At 56.2% G+C, this 23,180-nt stretch carries 26 protein-coding genes, 1 tRNA gene and 2 riboswitches; of the genes, 14 read left to right on the top strand and 13 right to left on the bottom strand.

Features of this window, described 5'->3' with window-relative positions; genetic code table 11:
* Positions 1-2 precede the first annotated feature (2 nt).
* The 3 genes from DL239_RS06030 to DL239_RS06020 all read right to left on the bottom strand — a co-directional run bounded on the left by DL239_RS06030 (position 3) and on the right by DL239_RS06020 (position 2,063).
* On the bottom strand, positions 3-245 hold the full coding sequence (locus DL239_RS06030) for an exodeoxyribonuclease VII small subunit (RefSeq protein WP_167683103.1): 243 nt from the start codon (positions 243-245) through the stop codon (positions 3-5).
* On the bottom strand, positions 242-1,168 hold the full coding sequence (locus tag DL239_RS06025) for a histone deacetylase family protein (protein ID WP_167683102.1): 927 nt from the start codon (positions 1,166-1,168) through the stop codon (positions 242-244). The genes DL239_RS06030 and DL239_RS06025 overlap by 4 nt, the downstream gene beginning before the upstream one ends.
* 97 nt (positions 1,169-1,265) lie before the next feature.
* On the bottom strand, positions 1,266-2,063 hold the full coding sequence (locus tag DL239_RS06020; protein ID WP_167683101.1) for a delta-class carbonic anhydrase: 798 nt from the start codon (positions 2,061-2,063) through the stop codon (positions 1,266-1,268).
* A gap of 167 nt (positions 2,064-2,230) precedes the next feature.
* On the opposite strand from DL239_RS06020, the gene DL239_RS06015 reads away from it, so the two are divergent.
* Positions 2,231-2,920, top strand: a complete 690-nt coding sequence (locus tag DL239_RS06015; RefSeq protein ID WP_167683100.1) for a DsbA family oxidoreductase — start codon at positions 2,231-2,233, stop codon at positions 2,918-2,920.
* Between the two features lie 32 nt (positions 2,921-2,952).
* Here DL239_RS06015 and DL239_RS06010 read toward each other — a convergent pair whose 3' ends face one another.
* Both DL239_RS06010 and DL239_RS06005 read right to left on the bottom strand, forming a co-directional pair.
* The gene (locus tag DL239_RS06010) at positions 2,953-3,654 is read right to left on the bottom strand and encodes a response regulator (RefSeq protein ID WP_167683099.1); all 702 of its coding nucleotides are present in this window, start codon (positions 3,652-3,654) and stop codon (positions 2,953-2,955) included.
* Positions 3,651-4,163 (bottom strand): MarR family winged helix-turn-helix transcriptional regulator, encoded by a 513-nt coding sequence (locus DL239_RS06005; protein WP_167683098.1) that lies wholly within the window; start codon positions 4,161-4,163, stop codon positions 3,651-3,653. The genes DL239_RS06010 and DL239_RS06005 overlap by 4 nt, the downstream gene beginning before the upstream one ends.
* A gap of 158 nt (positions 4,164-4,321) precedes the next feature.
* Between DL239_RS06005 and DL239_RS06000 the strand changes: the two genes are divergently transcribed.
* Complete coding sequence (locus tag DL239_RS06000) at positions 4,322-5,188, top strand: branched-chain amino acid aminotransferase (RefSeq protein WP_167683097.1); 867 nt, start codon at positions 4,322-4,324, stop codon at positions 5,186-5,188.
* Between the two features lie 58 nt (positions 5,189-5,246).
* Here the strand turns inward: DL239_RS06000 and DL239_RS05995 are convergent, their stop codons facing one another.
* Positions 5,247-6,107 (bottom strand): LysR substrate-binding domain-containing protein, encoded by an 861-nt coding sequence (locus DL239_RS05995; RefSeq protein WP_206188360.1) that lies wholly within the window; start codon positions 6,105-6,107, stop codon positions 5,247-5,249.
* A 103-nt stretch (positions 6,108-6,210) separates the two neighbouring features.
* Here DL239_RS05995 and DL239_RS05990 point away from each other — a divergent pair, with 103 nt between their 5' ends.
* A complete protein-coding gene (locus DL239_RS05990) occupies positions 6,211-6,909 on the top strand; it encodes an SDR family oxidoreductase (protein ID WP_167683096.1) in 699 nt (232 codons plus the stop codon).
* A 28-nt stretch (positions 6,910-6,937) separates the two neighbouring features.
* On the opposite strand, the gene DL239_RS05985 is transcribed toward DL239_RS05990, so the two are convergent.
* Together DL239_RS05985 and DL239_RS05980 are read right to left on the bottom strand one after the other, a co-directional pair.
* Complete coding sequence (locus DL239_RS05985) at positions 6,938-7,879, bottom strand: DMT family transporter (RefSeq protein ID WP_167683095.1); 942 nt, start codon at positions 7,877-7,879, stop codon at positions 6,938-6,940.
* A 119-nt stretch (positions 7,880-7,998) separates the two neighbouring features.
* Positions 7,999-8,625 (bottom strand): cation efflux transmembrane domain-containing protein, encoded by a 627-nt coding sequence (locus tag DL239_RS05980; RefSeq protein ID WP_167683094.1) that lies wholly within the window; start codon positions 8,623-8,625, stop codon positions 7,999-8,001.
* A gap of 73 nt (positions 8,626-8,698) precedes the next feature.
* On the opposite strand from DL239_RS05980, the gene DL239_RS05975 reads away from it, so the two are divergent.
* Positions 8,699-9,115 (top strand): MerR family transcriptional regulator, encoded by a 417-nt coding sequence (locus DL239_RS05975; RefSeq protein WP_167683093.1) that lies wholly within the window; start codon positions 8,699-8,701, stop codon positions 9,113-9,115.
* Positions 9,116-9,258: 143 nt separating this feature from the next.
* On the opposite strand, the gene aroC is transcribed toward DL239_RS05975, so the two are convergent.
* Positions 9,259-10,362, bottom strand: a complete 1,104-nt coding sequence (gene aroC, locus DL239_RS05970) for a chorismate synthase (protein WP_167683092.1) — start codon at positions 10,360-10,362, stop codon at positions 9,259-9,261.
* Between the two features lie 220 nt (positions 10,363-10,582).
* A riboswitch (TPP riboswitch) is annotated at positions 10,583-10,689 on the top strand.
* A 31-nt stretch (positions 10,690-10,720) separates the two neighbouring features.
* Here aroC and thiB point away from each other — a divergent pair.
* Genes thiB through DL239_RS05955 form a run of 3 tightly spaced genes read left to right on the top strand, consistent with a single transcriptional unit; the run spans position 10,721 to position 13,909 of the window.
* Entirely contained in the window at positions 10,721-11,698 is a 978-nt protein-coding gene (thiB, locus tag DL239_RS05965) for a thiamine ABC transporter substrate binding subunit (RefSeq protein WP_167683091.1), read from the top strand.
* Entirely contained in the window at positions 11,674-13,230 is a 1,557-nt protein-coding gene (locus DL239_RS05960; RefSeq protein WP_167683090.1) for an ABC transporter permease family protein, read from the top strand. The genes thiB and DL239_RS05960 overlap by 25 nt, the downstream gene beginning before the upstream one ends.
* Entirely contained in the window at positions 13,217-13,909 is a 693-nt protein-coding gene (locus DL239_RS05955) for a thiamine ABC transporter ATP-binding protein (protein ID WP_167683089.1), read from the top strand. Before DL239_RS05960 ends, DL239_RS05955 begins: the two co-directional genes overlap by 14 nt.
* A 120-nt stretch (positions 13,910-14,029) precedes the next feature.
* Here the strand turns inward: DL239_RS05955 and DL239_RS05950 are convergent, their stop codons facing one another.
* Together DL239_RS05950 and DL239_RS05945 are read right to left on the bottom strand one after the other, a co-directional pair.
* The gene (locus DL239_RS05950; protein WP_167683088.1) at positions 14,030-14,470 is read right to left on the bottom strand and encodes a 6,7-dimethyl-8-ribityllumazine synthase; all 441 of its coding nucleotides are present in this window, start codon (positions 14,468-14,470) and stop codon (positions 14,030-14,032) included.
* 75 nt (positions 14,471-14,545) lie between these two features.
* Positions 14,546-14,692, bottom strand: a riboswitch (FMN riboswitch).
* Between the two features lie 38 nt (positions 14,693-14,730).
* Positions 14,731-15,327, bottom strand: a complete 597-nt coding sequence (locus DL239_RS05945) for a LysE family translocator (protein WP_167683087.1) — start codon at positions 15,325-15,327, stop codon at positions 14,731-14,733.
* Positions 15,328-15,451: 124 nt separating this feature from the next.
* Between DL239_RS05945 and DL239_RS05940 the strand changes: the two genes are divergently transcribed.
* The 5 genes from DL239_RS05940 to DL239_RS05920 all read left to right on the top strand — a co-directional run bounded on the left by DL239_RS05940 (position 15,452) and on the right by DL239_RS05920 (position 19,668).
* Complete coding sequence (locus DL239_RS05940; protein WP_167683086.1) at positions 15,452-16,075, top strand: FMN-binding negative transcriptional regulator; 624 nt, start codon at positions 15,452-15,454, stop codon at positions 16,073-16,075.
* Positions 16,076-16,146: 71 nt separating this feature from the next.
* Positions 16,147-16,749 carry a glutathione S-transferase gene (locus tag DL239_RS05935; protein ID WP_167683085.1) on the top strand — a complete coding sequence of 201 codons (603 nt, stop codon included), beginning with the start codon at positions 16,147-16,149 and terminating at the stop codon, positions 16,747-16,749.
* A gap of 211 nt (positions 16,750-16,960) precedes the next feature.
* A complete protein-coding gene (gene petA, locus DL239_RS05930) occupies positions 16,961-17,521 on the top strand; it encodes a ubiquinol-cytochrome c reductase iron-sulfur subunit (RefSeq protein ID WP_167683084.1) in 561 nt (186 codons plus the stop codon).
* Positions 17,522-17,532: 11 nt separating this feature from the next.
* Positions 17,533-18,861 (top strand): cytochrome b, encoded by a 1,329-nt coding sequence (gene petB, locus DL239_RS05925; RefSeq protein ID WP_167683083.1) that lies wholly within the window; start codon positions 17,533-17,535, stop codon positions 18,859-18,861.
* Positions 18,862-18,879: 18 nt separating this feature from the next.
* Positions 18,880-19,668 carry a cytochrome c1 gene (locus DL239_RS05920; protein ID WP_167683082.1) on the top strand — a complete coding sequence of 263 codons (789 nt, stop codon included), beginning with the start codon at positions 18,880-18,882 and terminating at the stop codon, positions 19,666-19,668.
* A 140-nt stretch (positions 19,669-19,808) separates the two neighbouring features.
* On the opposite strand, the gene mtaB is transcribed toward DL239_RS05920, so the two are convergent.
* Both mtaB and dapF read right to left on the bottom strand, forming a co-directional pair.
* The gene (gene mtaB, locus DL239_RS05915) at positions 19,809-21,065 is read right to left on the bottom strand and encodes a tRNA (N(6)-L-threonylcarbamoyladenosine(37)-C(2))-methylthiotransferase MtaB (protein ID WP_167683081.1); all 1,257 of its coding nucleotides are present in this window, start codon (positions 21,063-21,065) and stop codon (positions 19,809-19,811) included.
* Positions 21,062-21,904 carry a diaminopimelate epimerase gene (gene dapF / locus DL239_RS05910; protein ID WP_167683080.1) on the bottom strand — a complete coding sequence of 281 codons (843 nt, stop codon included), beginning with the start codon at positions 21,902-21,904 and terminating at the stop codon, positions 21,062-21,064. The genes mtaB and dapF overlap by 4 nt, the downstream gene beginning before the upstream one ends.
* Before the next feature lie 211 nt (positions 21,905-22,115).
* Here dapF and DL239_RS05905 point away from each other — a divergent pair.
* Together DL239_RS05905 and DL239_RS05900 are read left to right on the top strand one after the other, a co-directional pair.
* A tRNA-Lys gene (locus DL239_RS05905) sits at positions 22,116-22,191 on the top strand.
* Between the two features lie 166 nt (positions 22,192-22,357).
* A complete protein-coding gene (locus tag DL239_RS05900; protein ID WP_167683079.1) occupies positions 22,358-23,137 on the top strand; it encodes a pyrroline-5-carboxylate reductase in 780 nt (259 codons plus the stop codon).
* The last annotated feature ends 43 nt before the right edge of the window (positions 23,138-23,180 follow it).

Below are 23,180 nucleotides of genomic sequence, written 5' to 3'. Positions count from 1 at the left end.
TCTTAACCCGCGTCCAGCGGCTGGGTGCCGGTTGCGGCACCATTTGCGTCGAGAGTGATAGCGGCGACCTTTTCCTCGGCCCGCTTCAGCTCGTCCTCGCAACGCTTTTTCAGCAAGGCGCCCCGTTCGTACAGCGAGATCGACGCATCCAGTGCCACATCACCACGTTCCAGCTTGCCCACAACGGTTTCCAGCTCTTGCATGGCTTGCTCAAAGCTCATGTTTTCAACGGGGGTCTCGGTCATTTGGATGCCTCTATCAATTCTTCCACATGTGCCTTGCAGGCAGCGCTGAGCGCGTTCAGATCATAACCGCCCTCCAAAGTCGAGACGATACGCCCATCACACATTTCATCGGCAAGGATACACAGTTGTTGAGTGATCCAGGCAAAATCCTGTGTCGACCAGTTGAGATTGGCCAATGGATCATCTTGATGGGCATCAAATCCCGCCGAAATTATTATCAGCTCGGGCTTGAAGTCACGCAGTCGCGGAAACACCTGCCCCTGATAGGCCGCCCGCATTTCCGCACCACCACTTTCAGGTGGCAGTGGGATGTTCAGGATGTTTTCATAGGCCCCATCCTCATCCACGCGGCCAGATCCGGGCCACAGTGGCATTTGTTGTGACGTGATCAACAGCGCACGTTTTTCGTCCCACAGCAAATCTTGGGTGCCATTACCGTGGTGAACATCAAAATCAACAACCGCAACACGGCTTAGCCCGTGGTGATCCAGCGCGTGTTTTGCGGCCAGCGCTGCATTGCCAAACAGACAAAATCCCATGGCAGTGTCAGTTTCCGCATGGTGACCCGGCGGGCGGATCGCAGCAAAGGCATTCTGGGCCTCGCCACCCAGTACCATATCGACACCACGTATTACGGCTCCGGCGGCTCTGAATGCAGCATCCAGTGATCCAGGCGACAGGAACGTATCGCCATCAATTTGACCGAACCCCTCATTTGGTCGGGCCTTGCGCAGGTCCGCCAGATACGCAGCCGGATGGATGCGCAAGATGTCATCCTCGGCCGCCATAGGGGCGCCAACCCGCAGTAGATCCAGCGGTTCCAACGCATGTAATATGTGCTCTAGCCGAGCAACGCGCTCTGGGTGACCTTCGGGGTTAACATGGTCCAGGCAGTCGGCGTGGGTAATCAAGGCAGTGGTCATGGGCAAATCACCTATAGGTTATTGCCAGCAGCTTATGTCCCCAATGGGTAGGGCCACAAGTCAGGTTTCGCATGCTGCATTAAGCAAGTGAAATAGTTCAACGGATTGGAGACAGTAACTCCACTGCTTTGACCAGTTGCCGTACCCCGTCACTGTGGTCTTCTTCGAATACGTTGCCATTTTCCGCCCACGCGTTCAGCGAGTTATAATTGACCTTGGCGCAATTGGGTCGAACGCTCCAGGTGACCTGTAGCGGAGAGCAAGTGAATTGGTTGTACGAGGGACCAGTGGTAGATCCAAGGAATTCCACGGGTTTTCCGGTAGTAGAAGGAATGTATTTGGGTTGGTGCAGGCCGTTCACTATGTTTCCACCATAAGCCAGATCGTTGAAATCCATTGCGCCTATGTCATTCACAACCAGAAACACCTGGGTCTCGACCCGCAATGTCGGGTTGGCACATCCGTCGCTTAGGCACGCGTCCAAGCTTTTTCCCGGAGCAACCTGACACGACGTATGTACCCAATGTACTTCGATAGTGTCGCCTGGTTTTACTCCCTTAAAAGCACCTTTTCCGTGTGTCGGATCAGTTAGTTCCGCTTCGTTCAAGTAGTCACTTTCATTGCATTTGTAGCCACCATATTCACCATCACCGACAAACCGAGAAAATCCAGGCCCCTTATGCTCGGCATTGGTATGGATATGGATGTTGCACAGGTTCATTTCAGTTGCCGGTGGTGCGAATGGGAAACTCTGCGGGTTGGTTCCCTCAACCTTGGTGATATCCCGAGGCGCCTGAGGGCCAAACCCCTGGCAGATTTCGGCGGCATAAACAGGACCGGATAGCGAAATCACCACCACCACTGAAATGGTGGAATTGGAAAAAAAAGTTGGCATGAGAAATGACTCCTAAGCAGCTATGCAATGTTAGAGAGTAGCGTGTTCAGGCGTATTGCCAGCGAATTGCTAGTTTTTCTCTTGAAGCTGAACCGGACATAAATCTTTCGGAGGCTATTTCATTTCGATACGATTAGCCTCGTTTCATAAGGCGCAAAGGTAATTTCATGCAGTCAATTCAGATCTCACATTTTTCGGATGTACTATGTGTTTGGGCTTACGTCGGGCAGGCCAGCCTAGACCGGCTGCAATACGATTTGGGCGGGCAGATATCGGTTACTCAGCGGTATTGCTCAGTCTTCCCGGATGTTTGGGGTAAAATTGACAAACAATGGGACACGCGCGGTGGATTTGACGGATATGGCGATCATGTAAAATCGATTGTGGCTGGTTTTGAGGGGCTGAAATTACATCCTGATACTTGGTTCAAAACCCGACCAAGATCGTCGGCCAGCCCGCATTTGTTTATCAAGGCGGTAGAGCTGATTGAACAGCAGCAGGGGGTGCCTGCCGGGTTTCCCGATAGTTTGCCCACCCACGCCGCGCGGTCACTGCGCGTTGCATTTTTTGAACGGGGCGAGGACGTGTGCCATTGGGATGTTCAGCGGCAAGTGGCCGCTGAGATCGGTATTGGATTTGACGAGGTGCTGAAGCGGATCGAAACCGGAGAGGCAATTGCTCAGCTATCGGCGGATTATGAAACAGCTCAGGCAATGGGAATTGCCGGTAGCCCGACCTATGTTCTGGACGGTGGAAGACAGAAACTATTCGGCAATATTAGCTACGGTGTCATCGAAGCTAATGTAAAAGGATTGCTTGCAGGCGAGGGTGGCGAAGCGGCCAGCCTGTGTTCCTGACAGGCTAGCAATTTTGTTGGCGTAAGACGTAATTAGTCGGGGGCTAGCATATATCCCGCACCCCGTACTGTTTGCAGATATTGCGGTTGCTTTGGGTTCGGCTCGATCTTGCGGCGCAACCGGGTGATTTGCACGTCTACTGCACGCTCCTGTGCTTGCCCCCTGTCGCGGCCTAGGTCTTCGACCAGCTTGGATCGGCTAACGGGTTCCCCGGGACAGGCAGAAAAGATCTTCATCAACTGGCTTTCGGTACCGGTCAGGCGGATCAATTCATCCCCTTGCCACATTTCGCCCCGGTCCAGATCATATCGGATCGGTCCCAGATGTAGAACTTTGGGCGCAGCCTCTTTGGCCGAGGTTTCAGGCATCCGCCGCAATATGGCGTTTATCCTAAGCAATAGCTCTTTGGGTTCGAATGGCTTGGATAGGTAATCGTCAGCACCTGCCTCCAGCCCGGCAATGCGATGCTCAGTTTCACCCTGCGCCGTCAGCAGCATGATCGGTGTTGTACGGGTTTCTCGCAGAAACCTTGTCAGTGACACCCCGTCTTCGCCGGGCATCATCACATCCATCACGATCAGATCGAAATCCAAACCACCCAGTACCCGCCGCGCATGGGCCGCGTCGCGGGCCGCAGTAACAAGAAATCCGGCCCGCATCAGAAACTTTTTCAATAAGTCCCGAATGCGCTCATCGTCGTCGACAATCAATAGGTGGGCATCAAACTGGCTCATTGCCCTGTTTCCCTTAGCTTGGCATAGGCGCGGCGCATGTCTGCATCCATCATTGCTTCTAGTACCTTCTTAAAGCCATGCACAGCCTCTGGCCCTGCATCCTTATAGGCAGCCCGCATCCGCGCGCGCTGGGCGTCCGATAGGGTGGTTTCAAGCGCGCGACCCTGTTCGGTCAGGAACAGATGCCTTTCGCGTTTGTCGACCGTACCAACACGGCTTTCGACCAGCCCGTCGCCGATCAAAGTCCGTAGGACGCGATTCAGCGATTGTTTGGTGACACCCAGAATCGTCAGCAAGTTGTTGACCGTGGTGCCCGGCGCGCGATTGATAAAGTGGATGGCACGGTGATGGGCGCGGCCATATGCCATTTCCGACAGAATGCGGTCCGGATCAGCGGTAAACCCGCGATAGGCAAAAAACATTGCCTCAATCCCTTGCCGTAGCTGCTCATCGGTCAGAAAGAGCAAACTCTCGCCGCTAAAACTCTGACCTGAACGCCCGTCTGACATAATATGTCTCCTTAACTCAGCTATGTCAGTTTAAGTCAGCGTTATTGACATTCCAAGGGTGAAGAGGTATCGAATTCAAGTTTTGGCGTAATAATGTGTCCGATACGGACGTTATTGGCGCAACAAGTGAAAAGATTCGGTGCTTAGGAGGCTAGGGCATGGCGGGATATGATGATCGCGACGGCGTGATTTGGATGGATGGCGAAATGGTTCCATGGCGCGACGCACAGGTACATGTGCTGACTCATGCCATGCATTATGCCTCGTCGGTTTTTGAGGGCGAACGCGCCTATAACGGCAAGATTTTTAAAAGCCGTGAGCATTCAGAACGTCTGATCAAGTCAGCCGAGGCACTGGACATGCCGATGTCCTATACGGTTGACGACATCGAAGCCGCCAAGGAAGAAGCGCTAAAAGCCAGCGGACTGCAGGACGCCTATGTGCGTGCCTTGGTTTGGCGTGGTTCGGGCGAAGACATGGGCGTGGCTTCGGCCAAGAACCCTGTTCGCATGGCTGTCGCTGTGTGGGGGTGGGGTGCCTATTATGGCGACGCCAAGATGCAGGGCGCAAAACTGGATATCGCTGAATATCAACGACCCAGCCCAGCGACTATCCCGGTTCATGCTAAGGCAGCAGGTCTGTACATGATCTGCACCATCTCCAAGCACAAGGCCGAGGCCAAGGGCTGTTCGGACGCATTGTTCATGGACTACCGCGGCTATGTGGCTGAGGCGACTGGAGCCAACATCTTCTTTGTCAAAGATGGCGAAGTGCATACACCGCTGCCGGATTGCTTCCTGAACGGCATCACGCGTCAAACCGTGGTTGGTATGCTCAAGGATCGCGGCATCACCGTCCACGAACGCCACATCATGCCCGAAGAGATGGAAGGCTTTGAACAGTGCTGGCTGACCGGCACCGCCGCCGAGGTTACTCCAGTAGGGCAGATTGGGGACTACACGTTTGAGGTCGGCACGCTGACCCGTGAGATCGCCGAGGCATATGAGGCTCTGGTACGGGCTTAAGCTCGAACAAAAGACTTATTCAGACGGGCGCCAATTTGGTGCCCGTTTCTGTTTGGGCTCATGGCGGCGTTTCACTGTGTGACAGCAACCATTCAACAACGGTTCGCTGAGCATTGCTGAGCGGTCGTTTGCGAGGCCACACGATATGGAACCCGATCTCGTCCATTTCAGGCGCTTGCCAAACCTGGTGCAAAGCTTGGTTCCCCAGAAAAATTCGCGGCACCAGAGCAATGCCCTGGCCATTCATAGCAGCGCCCATAGCCAAGGCTGTTTGGTTGAACTGCAAGATACGTTTTTGCGCCGCCAGTCCTGCCTTTCGTAGTATTTGGTCCCAGTAATGGTGCCCATCCTGAATAAGTGTGCACTGCGAAAGATCTGCCAAGCTTGGCGAATTTCTCAGTGTTAGAGCCACATTCAGATGCGTAACCGCTACAAGTTCTAACGTTGATAGTTGCTCGGACTGAAGGTCGGTATCAATTGGACAAGGACCAAGGCGGATCGCCAGATCAATACCATCACGCCTGAAATCACTTAGGGCCTCCTCGGCCAGAATCCGCAATTCAATCCTCGGATGGGCGAGCTCAAATTCTGGCAGGCGCGGCACTAGCCATTTTGAGGCAAAAGAGGGCGGTACGGACAATGAGATCTTCTGCTCAGCCGGAGCAAGCGTGTTGGTGGCGTCTTCGATCAAGGCCAAGGCTTGCCGCACCGGATGATGGTAGCTGCGCCCGGTATCAGTCAGCGATAGCCCGCGCGCATGCCGTTGAAACAGCTTATGCCCCAGATCTGCCTCTAGCCGCCGCACCTGCTGGGCCACCGCGCCTTGGCTCAGATGCAACTCATCCGCCGCCAGTCGAAAGTTCAAATGCCGGGCGGCCGCATCGAACATACGCAGGGAATTGAGGTTAGGAAGACGCATTATATATCAGCCAGTAGGTTTCCTACAGGCTTGCGCGATGAGAGATGATTGGTCAAGTGTGCGGTTCGGCTCCATCCTATCTGCAACAGATAAGGAGCATGACATGACCAAAGTAGCACTCATTACCGCTGGCGGCAGCGGAATAGGCGCCGATGCAGCACGGCACCTTGCGGCAAAAGGCTACCAAGTGGCTATTCTCTCTGCCTCAGGCAAGGGAGAGGCGCTAGCCAAAGAACTAGGCGGCGTTGGCGTCACCGGATCAAACCTGGAACCCGCAGATCTACAGACCTTGGTGGACAAGGCGATGGAGCGCTGGGGGCGGATTGATGTCTTGATCAACTCAGCTGGCCACGGGCCCAAGGGCGACATCATGGAGATCAGCGATGACGATTGGCACCTGGGCATGGACTATTATCTGCTCAACGTTATTCGCCCCAGTCGTTTGGTCGCTCCGATCATGGCAGAGCAGGGCTCGGGTTCCATTATCAACATATCGACTTTTGCGGTGTTCGAACCCGACCCGCTGTTCCCAACCTCGGGTGTGTTCCGTGCAGGGTTGGCCAGCTTCACTAAGCTGTTTGCCGACAAATTTGCAGCTCAAGGGGTTCGTATGAACAACGTGCTGCCCGGTTTCATCGACAGCCTGCCCGAGACAGAGGATCGCAAGGCGCGGATCCCAATGGGGCGATACGGCACCGCACAAGAGGTTTCGGCACTGATTGGTTATCTGGCATCAGACGAAGCCGCCTATACCACGGGACAGAATATTCGCATCGACGGTGGTCTTACGCGCGCAGTATAAGTGTAATGAAACCCCTTGTTAGGGTCTACTACCCGCCCTTTGGATCCATCATTGGGCGGGCTTTACCACGCACCACTCCTAACCGGCTCTCACGCCAGATCACCACCGCATTGCCAGCAATGACCAAAGTGGCACCAGCCAACATCACCAGGGTTGGCAGCTCGGCGAACCAGAAATAGCCGATGACAATAGCAAACAGCATCGAGGCATAGTCATAGGGTGCCAGCATGGATGCAGGGGCAAATCGGTAAGACGATGTTACCAGGATTTGCGCGACGCCACCGATGAACCCACTGCCAATTAGCATCAACAGAATGTCCCAGCTTGGCACTGTCCAGCCAAATGGAAAGGTGAGAAGCGATAACCCTGTGGCCGTGATTGAAAAATAGAAAACGATGGCGGCTGTATGTTCCGTCTGCACAAGTTGGCGGATGTGAATCTGCACCATGGCGCGTGCGACCGTGGCAATTAGGATTAAACCGGCTCCCAGTGTCGCGGTGTCGCTGGTATCCGCTCCACCACCAAGACGAGGCCAGATCATAATTAGAACCCCAGCCAAGCCTACGACGACGGCGCTAATGCGGATCAACCGGATGGATTCGCCTAGAAAAATAGCGGCAAGGATCAAGGTGAAAATAGGTGTCGCAAAGCCAATGGCGGTGACCTCGGGCAGGGGCAGCATGCCCAGCCCGGTAAAGGTCAGGCCCATTGCAGACGTTCCCAGCACGCCGCGCCAGACATGCCCCATGGGATTCCTTGCGATCAGACCATGGTGCAGTTCTCCACGCATCATTAGCCAGATCACGATAACCGGAATTGCAAACAAGGACCGAAAGAACACCGCTTCGCCAGCCGGGACGTGTTCGGCGGTAGCCTTGATGATTGCGGCCATGGTGGTGAACAACCCGATGGCCGCGACCTTTAGGCCAACGGCCAGCAGCGGTCGATGCGATGTTAACGATTTTACCATGGCGCGACCCTGCGCCTCAAAACGGCAAAGATCAATGGCCTGATTTCACCTCGCCTTGCCAAGGTGAACTCCTGTCATTGATCCCTTCCGATGCAAAATATGCCCTTATTAGAGCCTGTTTAGTGTGCGTGAACGACCTCTGATCTACGTTCTTTGATAGCTTGCACCATAATTTGAAAGGCAGAGCTTAGGAACAACCCAGCCATGATTCCGGCGACAATCAGATCCGGCCAACCGCTGGCAGTGCCCCAAACCCCAAGTGCTGCGATCATCACGGCGATATTGCCGATCGCGTCATTGCGTGAACACAGCCAGACAGACCGCACATTAGCGTCGCCGTCCTTGTAGCGGGCCAAGATCGCCACTGATGCGAGGTTAGCGGCCAATGCCATAAATCCGATCGAACCCATAATCTGCGCCTGTGGAACACCAATATAGAACACCGAATAGACAGTGGAGCCAAACACCCACAGCCCCATCAGCAGCAGGCTGATGCCCTTGCCCATCGCAGCGAGCGAGCGGGTGCGCAGACTTGCTCCGATCACCGCAAGTGAAATACCATAGGTCAGCGCGTCACCCAGAAAATCCAACGCATCGGCTTTAAGCGCCTGACTACCGGACATCTGCCCTGCACTCATTTCCACTCCAAACATGCCGGCATTGATGGCGATCACTAGCCAAAGCCGTCGTTTATAGTCTGCCGACACCCCGTCAAACTGGGCGTTGTGGTTGCAGCATCCTGCCATTGTCTCTTGTCCTTCGTTCTGATTCGAAGTCAATGTAGTTGCTCTAGCTACTAGAGCTTCAAGAGGTATTTTGATGTACACCATCGGCGCTATGTCCAAGGCCACCGGGGTAAAGGTTCCGACCATTCGATATTACGAGGAAATTGGCTTGTTAGCCGAGCCAGGACGCAATTCAGGCAACCAGCGGCGCTATGATCAGGCAGGGATGGACGCGCTGGGCTTTATCAAACATGCGCGTGATTTGGGATTTGCTCTGGACGACATCCGCGCCCTGATGGGTTTGGATGGGCAATTGGGCGATGATTGCGCCGAGGCGGATCAGATAGCGCGCAGCCAGTTAGAAAACGTGCGCGACCGGATTGCTAAGCTGGAACAGTTGGCGACTGAGCTGGAGCGGATCAGTCATCTGTGTGACGGCGGCAATGGTGGCTGCTGCAAGGTGCTGACGGCGCTAGGTGACCACAGCCAATGCGCCGGGGATCACGGGTAAGAGTTTAGATTAAAAGGGGCGTGCCTGACCTTGGGGAGGTGCAAAGCGCCTTCCCGTGGGGAAGGTCAGGCGCGGCCCGGCGGTGCCGGGCCATGGATGGATTTTGTAGAATGTGGCTTAAAATGTCTTATTAGAGCCTAGTTTCAGCCAATCGTGCCTTGGTTTTCACCAATCTGCCCGCGATGCAGCAATAATTGGTCCAGGATCACACAGGCCATCATCGCCTCACCCACAGGCACCGCGCGGATGCCAACACAGGGGTCGTGCCGACCCTTTGTGATCACCTCGGCCGGAGAGCCATCTTTGCGGATCGAAGCACGCGGGGTCAGGATTGACGAAGTTGGTTTCACCGCAAAGCGTACCACCACGTCCTGCCCGGTGGAAATGCCGCCCAGAATGCCGCCTGCATGGTTCGATGAATACACAGGGGCGCCATCGTTGCCGCGGAAAATCTCGTCGGCGTTTTCTGAACCCTTCAGCCGGGCCGCATTCATGCCTTCGCCAATCTCGACGCCTTTGACGGCGTTGATGGACATCATCGCGGAGGCCAGTTCAGTGTCTAACTTGGCATAAATCGGCGCGCCGATTCCGGCGGGCACACCGCGTGCAACAACTTCGACCACCGCGCCAACTGAGTCATGTTCTTTGCGCAGGCCTTGCAGATAGTCTTCCCACTGCTGCACCGCATCCGCATCGGGGATCCAGAAATCGTTCTGGTCGATGGCGTCCCAGTCAAACTTGGACCGGTCAATGTCCAGCTCGCCCATGGCGACCATGTAGCCTTTGATCTCGACACCCGGGACCAACATTTTGATGGCTTCACGGGCGATGCCACCAGCCGCCACACGTGCTGCGGTTTCACGAGCCGACGACCGGCCGCCGCCGCGATAGTCGCGATTGCCGTATTTTTGGTAGTAGGTGATGTCAGCATGACCAGGCCGAAAGGTAGTGGCGATGTCGCCATAGTCCTTGGAACGCTGATCAGTATTTTCGATCATCAACTGAATTGGCGTGCCAGTGGTTTTGCCTTCGAACACACCCGATAGGATTTTCACCGCGTCCGGCTCATTGCGCTGGGTCATGTTTTTGTTCTGACCGGGGCGACGCTTGTCCAGCCATTGCTGCAACATCGCCTCGTCCAACGGGACGTTAGGCGGGCAGCCATCTACAGTGGCGCCCAGCGCTGGCCCATGGCTCTCGCCCCAGGTGGTGACTCGGAAAAGATGACCAAAGCTATTCATCGACATGGGGCAGGCTCCTTTGCGGGACGTGCTTAGCGGTGTGGCGGCTGGCTCTCAAGGGGTTTTGCACAATCGGGGCCGGGTTGGGGTGCGGCCCCCGCCATCTGCGATGCCCCCCCCCAGGAAAAATTATGGCCAGATGAAGGGCGGATCATTCCAGTTTGTCGAAGTGGTAGGGCCTGATTTGGGATCTGCTTGTGTTTGGGCGGGGTGGCGCATAGGTATCGGCCACACCTCGGGGTGCGTGGGACACTGCGCTGAGATGCCATCAATGGCGGACCCGTTGAACCTGAACCGGCTAACACCGGCGGAGGGAAGGTCTGGGAGCACATCCCCCTTGCCCATCGCCGCAATGGAGGATGCCATGAAGTATCTTGTGATTGCAGCGGGACTGTTGAGCACAACGGCGGCCTATGCCGACGCACCTGAACTGACCGTTTACACCTATGACAGCTTTGTTTCCGACTGGGGCCCCGGCCCGGCGGTGGAAAAAGCTTTTGAAGAAGTTTGTGGCTGCGACCTGAAACTGGTCGGCGCTGGTGACGGCGCTGCGCTGCTGGCGCGCATCAAGCTGGAAGGTGAACGCTCGGACGCGGATGTTGTGCTGGGGCTGGACACCAACCTGACCGCCGCCGCCAAGGCCACTGGTCTGTTTGCCGATCACTCGGTCACTGCCGACTATGCGTTGCCTGTGACTTGGACTGACGCGACCTTTGCCCCTTATGACTGGGGCTATTTCTCGTTTGTACACAACGCTGATGCTGCGGCCCCTGCCAACTTCAAAGAGCTGGCTGCTAGCGACAAAAAGATCGTGATCCAGGATCCACGCTCCTCAACCCCCGGTCTGGGCCTGCTGATGTGGGTCAAGGCGGCCTATGGCGGCGAAGCCCCGGCAATCTGGGCCGATCTGGCCGACAATGTTGTCACCGTGACCAAGGGCTGGTCCGAGGCCTATGGCATGTTCCTGGAAGGTGAGGCTGACATGGTGCTGTCTTACACAACCTCCCCTGCCTATCACCTGATCGCCGAAGAGGATGCCTCCAAGGCCGCAGCCGTGTTTGACGAAGGTCACTACATGCAGGTTGAGGTTGCCGGGAAACTGGCGGCCAGCGACCAGCCCGAGCTGGCCGATCAGTTCCTGGCCTTCATGGTGTCGGATGCGTTCCAGTCGATCATTCCAACCACCAACTGGATGTACCCAGCCGTGACCCCAGCCGAAGGCCTGCCAAAAGGCTTTGAAACTCTGGTTGAGCCGAGCAAGTCTCTGTTGTTGGCCGAAGATGAGGCTGCAGCGGTGCGTGATGCCGCATTGGAAGAATGGCTGACCGCGCTCAGCCAGTAAGCGCTCGCGCTGGGATCGGCGCTGCCCTTGTTGTGGCGGCTCTGATCTTTGGCACGCTTGCCGCGGTTGTCTTGCGGGCTGAACCCGGCCGTGGGCTGGGCAGTGCCGATTGGGCGGCGCTGCGGTTTACCCTGATACAGGCCTGCCTGTCGGCGGGGTTGAGTGTGGCGTTGGCCATACCGGCGGCGCGCGCCTTGGCGCGACGGCGGTTTGCTGGGAGGCGTCTGCTGATCGCACTGCTGGGCGCGCCTTTTATCCTCCCCGTCATTGTTGCGATTCTGGGACTGCTGCAGGTCTTTGGTAGGGCGGGGTGGCTGAGTGATGTTTTAGCCCTGTTTGGGCTGGAACCGGTGCAGATCTATGGGCTGCACGGCGTGGTCCTGGCGCATGTGTTTTTCAACCTGCCGCTGGCAACACGATTGATCTTGCAGGGGTGGCAGGAAATCCCGGCAGAGCGTTTTCGCTTAGCCGCGCAGCTGGGCGCAGATGCACGCGCAATGCGAAACCTGCTGGAATACCCGATGTTGCGCCGTGTGGTACCCGGCGCCTTGGCGGTGATCTTTGCCATTTGCCTGTCCAGCTTTGCTGTGGCGCTGACCTTGGGCGGCGGACCGCGGGCCACCACTATCGAGCTGGCGATCTATCAGGCGTTTCGTTTTGATTTTGACCTTGGCCGCGCTGCAATGTTGTCGGGGTTGCAACTGGTGCTGACCGGAGCCGCCGCATTGGTGGCGGTCAAAGTGGCAGTTGGCGAGGGGTTCGGCGCTGGGTTGGACCGCCCTTTGCAACGTTGGGATGGCAATTCGACCACCTCGCGGGTCATGGATGGTTTCTGGATCCTTCTGGCCGCTGCCTTCCTGCTGTTGCCATTGGCCGCCATTGCGCTGTCTGGCGTGCCCGGTCTGGTTGGCCTCAAAGCCTCGGTTTGGACTGCGGCCCTGAATTCTATATTGGTCGCTACGCTCAGCACCGTGCTGATGCTGGTCTTGGCGCTGCCGATGGCAACGGCGGTTGCACTGGGACGTGGCACAGTGATCGAGGTTGCCGGTATATTGGGCCTCGCCGCCTCTCCACTTGTGATCGGCACCGGGTTGTTCATCGTTATCTACCCCATCGCCGACCCCTTTGCGCTGGCGCTGCCGGTGACGGCGCTGGTCAATGCGGTGATGGCGCTGCCCTTTGCGCTGCGAATACTCGTGCCGCGAGCCAAGTCCGTGGTTGGCCGTTATGGCCGCCTGTCGATGTCACTGGATATGCGCGGGCTACCCTTTGTGCTGCGGGTGCTGCTGCCCCGTATGCGAGCACAAATTGGTTTTTCTGCTGGTCTGGCTGCGGCGCTGTCGATGGGCGATCTGGGCGTGGTGGCCCTGTTTGCCGACCCCGAGTTTGCCACCCTGCCACTACAGGTCTACCGTCTGATGGGGGCTTACCGGATGGAGGCCGCAGCCGGGGCGGCGTTGCTGTTGCTGGCGTTGTCGATGTCGGCGTTTTGGATTTTGGACCGAGGAGGCCGCTGGCATGCTGAGGCTTGAAAATTGCCTGATTGAAAACGGGGGGTTCGCTTTGCACGCGGATCTAGAGATCGCGCCGGGCAGCCGCATTGCCGTGATCGGGCCATCGGGGGCAGGGAAGTCGACGCTGATCGAGGCGCTGGCCGGGTTCCGAGCCCTCTCTGAGGGGGCGATTCGCTGGCGTGACTATGACCTGACACCAATCGAGCCGGGCAAACGTCCCATTGCGATGTTGTTTCAGGATGGCAACCTGTTCCCGCACCTGACCGTGGCGCAAAATGTCGGCTTGGGTATCCATCCGAACTTGCGCTTGGACAATGCGCAGCAGGCGAATGTGCAGGCCGCACTGGCCCGCGTCGGGCTGGACGGCATGGGAGATCGCAAACCCGCTGCCTTGTCTGGCGGGCAGCAAAGCCGGGTTGCCTTGGCGCGGGTGTTGGTGCAAGGGCGCGATCTGTTGTTGCTGGATGAACCCTTTGCCGCGCTTGGGCCAGCGCTTAAAGCCGAGATGCTGGATTTGGTGGCCGAACTGGTTGCCGAAAGTGGTGCAACCCTGTTGATGGTCAGCCATGACCCTAGCGATGCCCGACGAATTGCGGATCAGGTGGTGCTGGTGGCCGAGGGTGAGGCCGATCCGCCGATGGACACAGCAACCCTGCTTGATAATCCGCCACCGGCGCTCAAGGCTTATCTAGGGTAGCAAGCAAGGGTTGAAGCTAAATCGGCAGAAGTTGCTCGCGGTAGGGCGTTCGCCCGGGAGGGTGCGGAACGCGCCCGCCTTGGGGCGGACGCGTGCTCGCCGCTTTCGCGACGAGCGAAGTTAAGCGGCTTTCACAACCGCGTCGCGTGTCTTGCCGATCATCAACGCGGCCTGCGCCGCCTCGCGACCCTTTTCAACAAAGTGCTCGCGGTAAATCGTATTGTGGTGGTCGGTTTCCTGATACTGGTGCGGTGTCAGCGACACCGACAAAACCGGCACCCCAGTATCCATTCCGGCGCGCATCAGCCCGTCAACCACGGCTTGGGCCACAAAATCATGCCGGTAGATGCCGCCATCAACCACAAAGGCGGCACAGGCCACGGCTGCATACTGGCCGGTTGCAGCCAGATCCTTAGCTAGAAGCGGCATCTCAAACGCACCGGGCACGTCATAGACATCAACCTGCTCGGCCGGGATCAGCTGCAAGAAACCTTCGAGAGCGCGATCAACAATCTCGGCGTGCCATTGTGCCTTGATAAAGGCATATCGGGTGTGTGTCATGGTTATCTCCTTTGGTACAGACACGTCACCCAAGGCGATAACGAACGACAGGGCGCACCAATGATGCTCCCTTTCGCACGTTCTCTTCCATCCGGACTATGACCGTCGGCTCTGGAATCACACCAGATCTGCTGACACCCCAAACAACGGGGCCGCTCGCGGGCTTACAGGATGAACCTGCTTACCGCCGGTGGGGAATTTCGCCCCGCCCTGAGAACAAGCGCAACTTGGCAAGTGAAGGACCGGTTTGCAAGAGGGCATCAAGAAATCAGCATCCACATCGCAACCAGCGCCAACATGCCGCCAAACAAGGTATTCAAACGTCGCGCACTGTCGGGTGATCTGAAATGGCTGGCGATCTGATCACCGATCATGGTCCAGACAACAAAGGCGATAAAGTTGTTCAGCGTAAAGGCTGTTGTGATCAGCAGAATAAAGGTCACAGCATCAGTGTTGGAAGGTGTCAGAAACTGCGAAAACATTAATGCGATGATGACATAGCCCTTGGGGTTCAGCAACAACAACACGGCCCCATCGACAAATGAAGCAGGCCGAGCGGACTCATTCCCTTGCAGCACACCCGACCTGATCAACTTCCAAGCCAACCAGAACACGTACACCGCCCCAGCCCATTTGAGCAAAACGAAAATCTGCGGGAACCGGTCCAATGTGGTGACAAAACCCAGACCAATCGCGGCTGTTACCAACCACGTTGCCAGGTGATAGCCAAAATTGGCCCGTAACGTCGCCAAGAGCCCAAACCGCGCACCATTGGCGGCAAAGAACATGTTGCCGGGGCCGGGGCTGTAGGCCAGTGGGAACAGAAAAGCAGCAAGCGAGACAAGAGTTTGGGTCATGAACATCATCCTGTAGAGACAGAATGGGCATATCTGTTGCAGCAGATGACGCGCGACCCGGTTCCTGCGCAAAGGCTTGCCAAATCGGAGCTAGTTTTCGACAGTGGGCGCAAAGGAGAACCCAATGCATCCAAACCAAGTATTTCACGACGCTGAAACCAAACAAAATCTTGATTTCGCTCGTTCTCGTGCATTCGGTGTCTTGGCTGTTTCGGCTGATGGCGCTCCGCTAATCAGCCATGTGCCGTTTCTGTTGTCAGAAGATGGGCAATGGGCGGAGCTGCATATGGTTCGTTCAAATCCGATTGCCCGATCGTTGAAGTCACCCATGCCAGCGCGCATCGCGGTTAGTGGGCCGGATGGCTATGTCTCACCCGACTGGTATGCGGTGGATGATCAGGTGCCGACTTGGAACTATGTCGCCGTGCATCTGACTGGCGAGTTGGAGCTGCGCCCACCCGAAGAGATGCGCGACCTGTTGGATCGGCAATCGGCCTTTTACGAATCGCACTTACTGCCAAAGCCGCCTTGGTCGACCGGCAAAATGACCCCCGAAGTATTGGACAAAATGATGCGTATGATCGTGCCTGCGCGGATGCATGTAACTGACGTCGACGGCACCTGGAAGTTAAGCCAAAACAAACAGGATGCGGCCCGTTACGGGGTGGCTGAGCAAATCGAGACGAGTTTGGGGGGCGAGCAGAAAGCTCTGTCAGACCTCATGCTGGGGCGGATCAAGGCGACGTGATTGGCTCAGTGTGCTTTCGGCCTTTTCATTGCTGGAACCACAACTAGAGTGCGAGCTGAAAGGAGAATTCTATGAAGCTTATTTACGCTCCGACGTCCCCATTTGTACGTAAGGTTATGATGCTGTTGCATGAAACCGGTCAGCTGGACGAGGTCGAAATCCAACAAGTGGCAACAACCCCTCTGTCAACGGCCGACGATGCCAAGGCGGCGAATCCGTTAGGCAAAATCCCGGCGCTTGTCCGTGATGATGGCCCGACGCTGTATGATAGCCGAGTGATCTGCGAGTACCTCAATGATCGTGGCGATGGCGGGCTGTACGCTGGTGGCTGGGACAGCAAAATCATGGAGGCAACCGCAGATGGCATCATGGATGCCGCTGTGTCGGCAACCTATGAGGTCCGAATCCGTCCCGAGGATAAGCAGTGGGATGGCTGGGTGACCGCTCAGATGGGTAAGGTGCAAGATGCCTGTGCCGCGCTGAACGCGCGATGGATAAGCCACCTCAAGGGGCCTTTTGACATTGGCCACATCGCAGTTGGATGTGCGCTGTCCTATGTCGATTTCCGTCATCCAGACAGCAATTGGCGCCACAGCAACGAGGCATTGGCGGACTGGTTTGCAGAATTCGAATCACGCCCGAGCATGCAGGCGACAAAACCTCCCGCGGCTTAATTCCTAGCCTTGAAATATGGCGGGCGGCCCCAATATCTGTGTTGCTTTGCAACCGCCGCCCGTCAGAAAACCGTCTATGCGACGTTCTGCACGTGTATGACCGCTGGACGAAAGCCTTTCTCATCGGTACATAGCCGCCTGAGCCACCTCGAATTTTCGGGGTGCATGCGCATGTTTGCCCGAAACGGGCGCTGGAATTGGAGAAAACCTCGTGTCCCACGCAGAAGACAACGAAGGCACCCGGAGAGACTTCCTGTACTACGCCACAGCAGGCGCTGGGGCAGTCACCGCCGGAGCCGCCGTCTGGCCGCTGGTCAATCAAATGAACCCTTCGGCTGATGTTCAGGCGCTGTCGTCGATCATCGTCGACATCAGCGGAGTCGAAGTCGGCACGCAGCTGCGGGTCATGTTCCTAGGTAAGCCGGTGTTCATTCGCCGTCGTAGCCAGGAAGAGATCGACAAAGCGCGCGCCGTATCACTGGATGAACTGCCGGATGCCATCGCCCGCAACGCCAACAAAGGCGAAGTAGATGCATCTGATGAAAACCGGACTATGGATGAAGCCGGCGAATGGCTGGTGATGATGGGTGTCTGTACCCACCTTGGCTGCGTGCCATTGGGTGACGGCGCTGGCGATTTCGAAGGCTGGTTCTGCCCATGCCACGGATCGCACTACGACACTGCTGGTCGTATCCGCAAAGGTCCGGCGCCTGAGAACCTCCCAGTTCCTATGGCTGTCTTCCTCGATGAAACAACGATCAAACTGGGATAAGGAAACCATTTATGTCCGGAATTCCGCACGATCATTACGAACCCAAAACTGGTGCCGAGAAGTGGCTTCATAGCCGCCTGCCAATTGTTGGGTTGCTGTATGACACAATCATGATTCCCACCCCAAAGAACCTCAACTGGTGGTGGATCTGGGGCATTGTACTGGCGTTCTGCCTGGTGCTGCAAATTGTCACCGGTATCATTCTGGCAATGCACTATACGCCGCATGTGGACCTGGCTTTTGCCAGTGTTGAACACATCATGCGTAACGTGAACGGCGGCCACATGATCCGCTATGTACACATGAACGGCGCCTCGCTGTTCTTTGTTGCCGTTTATATCCACATCTTCCGTGGTCTGTTCTACGGTTCCTACAAGGCGCCACGTGAAATCACCTGGATTGTCGGCATGCTGATCTTCCTGATGATGATGGGCGCTGGTTTCATGGGCTATGTTCTGCCTTGGGGTCAGATGTCGTTCTGGGGTGCAACCGTGATCACCGGCCTGTTTGGCGCGATTCCCTTTATTGGTGAGGCGCTGCAAACATGGCTGCTGGGCGGACCTGCTGTTGGCAACGCCACACTGAACCGCTTCTTCTCGTTGCACTATCTGCTGCCGTTCATCATTGCGGCACTTGTTATCGTGCACATCTGGGCTTTCCACACCACTGGCAACAACAACCCAACTGGTGTTGATGTCCGTAAAGGGTCGAAAGAAGAAGCCAAGAAAGATACACTGCCGTTCTGGCCATACTTTGTGATCAAAGACTTCTTTGCTCTGGTTGTGGTTCTGGCTGTGTTCTGGGCAATTGTTGGCTTTATGCCGAACTACCTGGGTCACCCCGATAACTACATCGAGGCCAACCCGCTGGTGACACCTGCACACATCGTTCCTGAGTGGTACTTCTTGCCGTTCTACGCGATCCTGCGTGCCTTTACTGCTGAAGTCTGGGTTGTTCAGTTTGCCTCGCTCGTCACCGGTGGCATCATCGATGCCAAGTTCTTTGGTGTGATGGCGATGTTCGGCGCGATCGCTGTGATGGCACTGGCTCCATGGTTGGATACATCCCGCGTGCGTTCCGGTTCTTACCGCCCAATGTTCAAATGGTGGTTCTACCTGCTGGTTGTCGATTTCTTTGCCCTGATGTGGCTGGGTGCGATGCCTGCTGAAGAGCCCTATGCAAGCTTCTCGCTGATCGCATCTGCATACTGGTTTGGTTACTTCCTGGTGATCCTGCCGCTGCTGGGTGTCATTGAAAAACCAACTGCCATTCCTGCGACCATCGAAGAAGATTTTGATGCGCATTATGGCAAGGCGTCCGACGCCAAAGCCGCCGAATAAGAAAAGGAACCGGAAACTATGTTGAAGAAACTTGTAATCGGTGCCGCTCTTGCTCTGACTCCTGTTGCCGCAGTGGCAGCAGGGGGCGGCGACCAGCACATCGAGGACTTTGCGTTCTCGTATGAGGGTCCGTTTGGCTCCTATGATCAGAATCAGCTGCAACGCGGCTTGCAGATCTACACAGAAGTTTGTGCAGCCTGTCACGGTTTGAAGTTCGTCCCTATCCGCACGTTGTCGGATGAAGGCGGACCACACATGCCAGCCGATCAGGTGCGTGCATATGCAGCTGATAACTTCTCGGTCTATGACGCTGAAGCAGACGAAGATCGTCCGGCAACTCCAGTGGACAACTTTCCAGCAAATACGAATGCTGGTGCACCAGACCTGAGCCTGATGGCTAAGGCACGTGCAGGTTTCCATGGCCCTTATGGCTCGGGCATGAACCAGCTGTTCAAAGGCATGGGTGGGGCTGAATATATTGCCTCGCTGCTGGATGGCTATACTGGTGAAGAAAAGACCGAAGCCGGCACGACACTGTACGCAAACACAGCGTTCCCTGGTGGTTGGATTTCCATGGCGCCACCTTTGTCAGACGAGCAGGTTGAGTTCTCGGATGGTCACGCCAATGACGTGCGCGCCATGTCGCAGGACGTTGCAGCGTTCCTGATGTGGACAGCTGAACCCAAAATGATGGCTCGCCAATCGGTTGGATTTGTCGGTGTGCTGATGCTGACCATCTTGTCGGTGATGCTGTACCTGACCAATAAACGCATCTGGGCGCCTATCAAAGGTCGCAAAGACAGCTAAACGCTGGTTGGATTGAAAATTGAAAACCCCCGTGCCTTGGCGCGGGGGTTTTTGCTTTGAAGATGGTGAAAAGGAGGCCAGCCCCCAGCGCTGCGCGCTTCCCCCGGAGTATTATTAGCAAAAAGAAGCTGTGGGCGTGTTCAGGCGGTCAGTTGGGTGCCCGAAATACCGGTGATCAGGGGTGAGACGATTTGGCCTTCAGCTTGTGGAACGGCAAAGCTCACTTCGGTAAATTGCTCGGTGCGACCCATATGAGGATTTTCCATCAATACGTGATGCCTACGCCCCACCTGCGCAGTAAGATGTTTCTCTACCTGAGCCTCACCTGCGGCGCGTAAACGGGCAGCACGGTCCTTGATTACATTGCCATTGATCTGGTTCGGGATCTTGGCAGCCGGAGTGCCCTCTCGCTTGGAGTAAGGGAACACATGCAGCCAGGTCAGATCGCAGTCGGTCACCAGTTTCAGCGAGTTTTCGAAATGTGCCTCGGTTTCGGTTGGGAAACCCGCAATGATATCGGCGCCAAATGTCATATCCGGGCGCAGCTTCTTGGCGTCTTCGGCGAATCGAATAGCATCATCACGTAGGTGGCGCCGCTTCATCCGTTTCAGGATCAGATCATCACCATGCTGCAATGACAGATGCAAGTGCGGCATCAATCGCGGCTCGGTGGCGATGGCCTGCATCAGGTTCTCGTCCACCTCTATTGAATCGATGGACGAAATTCGCAACCGGTGCAGGTCGGGCACCAGGCGCAAGATCCGCATCACCAGATCACCCAGTTTCGGCGTAGCGGGCAGGTCCGCCCCCCACGAGGTCAGGTCAACCCCGGTCAACACCACTTCGTTATAGCCACGATCTACCAGCCGTTTGATCTGATCCACGACTACGCCAGCGGGGACCGAGCGTGAATTGCCGCGGCCATAGGGGATGATGCAGAAGGTGCAGCGGTGGTCGCAGCCGTTTTGCACCTGCACATAGGCGCGGCTGCGGGTGCCGAAGCCGTCGATCAGATGACCAGCGGTTTCCGTAACCGACATGATGTCGTCAACCTGTACCGCTTCGCTTTCACCAATGAAGTTCGCCGCCATGCCTTTCCAGGTTTCAGGCTGCATCTTCTCGGTGTTGCCGATCACCGCGTCGACCTCATCCATGTTGGTAAAGGTTTCAGGTTCGGTCTGGGCCGCACATCCGGTCACGATCAACCGTGCATCCGGGTTTTCCCGTCGCAGCTTGCGAATCTCTTGTCGGGCCTTGCGTACAGCCTCGGCAGTGACAGCGCAGGTATTGACCACCACAGCGTTTTCCAGACCTGCCTGCTGCGACAGTTCCTTCATGGCTTCGGTCTCATAGGCGTTCAGTCGACAGCCGAGCGTCGCAAACTTGGGTACACTCATGTCAGGCTTTCTAGAAATTCACGCGTCAATACGCCGTTTAGCACATGCATAGTAGCGCCGGTCATCCAGACACCATCGTCACGCCAGTCAATCCACAGCGTGCCGCCATCCAGGTCGATCTGTACTTTGCGGCTTGTCAGCCCACGGCGGGCCGCAGCCACGGCCGTGGCACAAGAGGACGAGCCAGAGGCCAGTGTAATGCCCACACCGCGTTCCCAGACGCGCATACGCAGGTGATCTGGGGCAACCAGGTGTGCCACCTGCACATTGGTACGCTCTGGATACAAGGGGTGGTGTTCTAGACGGCCGCCAAATTCCTCTAGTCGGACCTGCTCGGCATTCTCGACAAAGAAGGTGCAGTGCGGATTGCCCATACCGGTTGCCGTAGGTGCGCCTTCGATTGGCAGCTCTAGTGTGTCCATGTCTTCGGCCAGCGGGATCTCCCGCGCTAGCAACTGTGGATGTCCCATGTTGACCGAGGTCAGCCCATTGCCCGCATCACGCGCGAACAGATCACCGCGATCGGTCGTCAAGTGCAGTTCGGTTTTGCCAGTGTCATCCATCAGCCATCGGGCAATACAGCGTGTGGCATTGCCGCAGGCCGCCGATGTTGATCCATCCGAGTTATAGAAGGTCAGATGCGCGTCGCCGGCACCCTGTTCGATCACTGCAAGCTGGTCAAAGCCGACACCAAACTGGCGGTGGCCAATGCCCCGAGCCATAGCAGGGGTGATCTCCACTGGATTCGCACGCGCGTCGACAACGACAAAGTCGTTGCCCAGCCCATGCATCTTCATAAACGGCAGTTCGGTGATGGAATTGATGCTCATGTCGGGCATATAGCTCTGCCCTAGGAATGAATCCACCCTTGCCTCAAGAAAGTTGAAAAAAGCTCTTGACCGCCTGCCGCACTGGCCCTAGAGAGTGCGCCTATCAGGACGGTTTAAATGAGACATTCAAACTGAACTGGCAGCGAATTAAGGCCTTGATCTTCTTGGATCAATTGACTTAAACAGCGAAACGCAAGCGATCTGATCGCTTCGAAAAAGTGGGCCGTTAGCTCAGTTGGTAGAGCAACTGACTTTTAATCAGTAGGTCGATGGTTCGAACCCATCACGGCTCACCACTTTTTCCTTTATGCAGACTTTAGTGCTAGTTACGCCCCTGTGGCGTGCTGCACTGTCCTGTGTTTTGGGTTTCCGACTGTGGCCCACTCTCTAGTATGCAGATAATTGGAATCGCTTGGTGTCGCAGGCGGCGCAATTCCATCTGACAGGAGGAAGAGTATAGCTATGAGAATCGGGTTTATCGGGACTGGTGTCATCACCGAGGCGATCGTAACAGGTCTGATATCGTCAGATTTCCCAGTCACCGAGATCATCTTGTCAGAACGCAGTCACGCGAAATCAGCGCGGCTTGCGGCGGCGGACAAACGTGTTCGTGTGACCGGTAGTAATCAGCAGATTGTAGACGAGGCTGATCTGGTTTTTCTTGCTGTACGTCCGCAGATCGCAGAACAGGTTATCCGGCCTCTGAACTTCCGGGCCGGACAGGACGTCGCCAGCCTGATCGCAACCGTCACGTTTGAATCCTTGCTGGACTGGATTGGGGCGGACGTCAAAATCACCCGCTCGATTCCCTTGCCTGCGGTGGCTACCCGGCGTGGTGTAACTGCGATCTATCCAGCGGACGATCAGCTCGAGTCATTCTATGATGCTCTGGGTTCAGTAGTTGTTGCGCAATCGCTTGATGAGTTTGATGCCTATGCCGCCGCAAGTGCGCTGATGGGGCTGTATTTCGGTGTCATGGAAACGGCTTCTGACTGGCTGTGCGGGCAGGGGACATCGCCGCAGAATGCGCAGAGCTACCTGACCAAGATCTTTCTTGAGCTGTCCCGGAAGGCGGACCGCGCACCAGAGATTGATTTCGCAAGGTTACGTGACCATCACTCTACTCCCGGCGGCCTGAACCAGCAGATGTTTGAGGACTTTTCGGAGTCTGGCGGCACGCAAGCCCTGACAAGAGCGTTAGAAAATGTGGCCAAGCGCGTACGTGACGCACGTAACCCCTAGATTTTGTCCGATACTTAAATTAGATGATCTATTACTATAATTA

Source organism: Parasedimentitalea denitrificans (assembly GCF_011813015.1).
GTDB classification, from domain to species: domain Bacteria; phylum Pseudomonadota; class Alphaproteobacteria; order Rhodobacterales; family Rhodobacteraceae; genus Parasedimentitalea; species Parasedimentitalea denitrificans.
The sequence above is the reverse complement of the archived record's forward strand: the minus strand, read 5'-3'. Positions and strand labels throughout refer to the sequence as shown.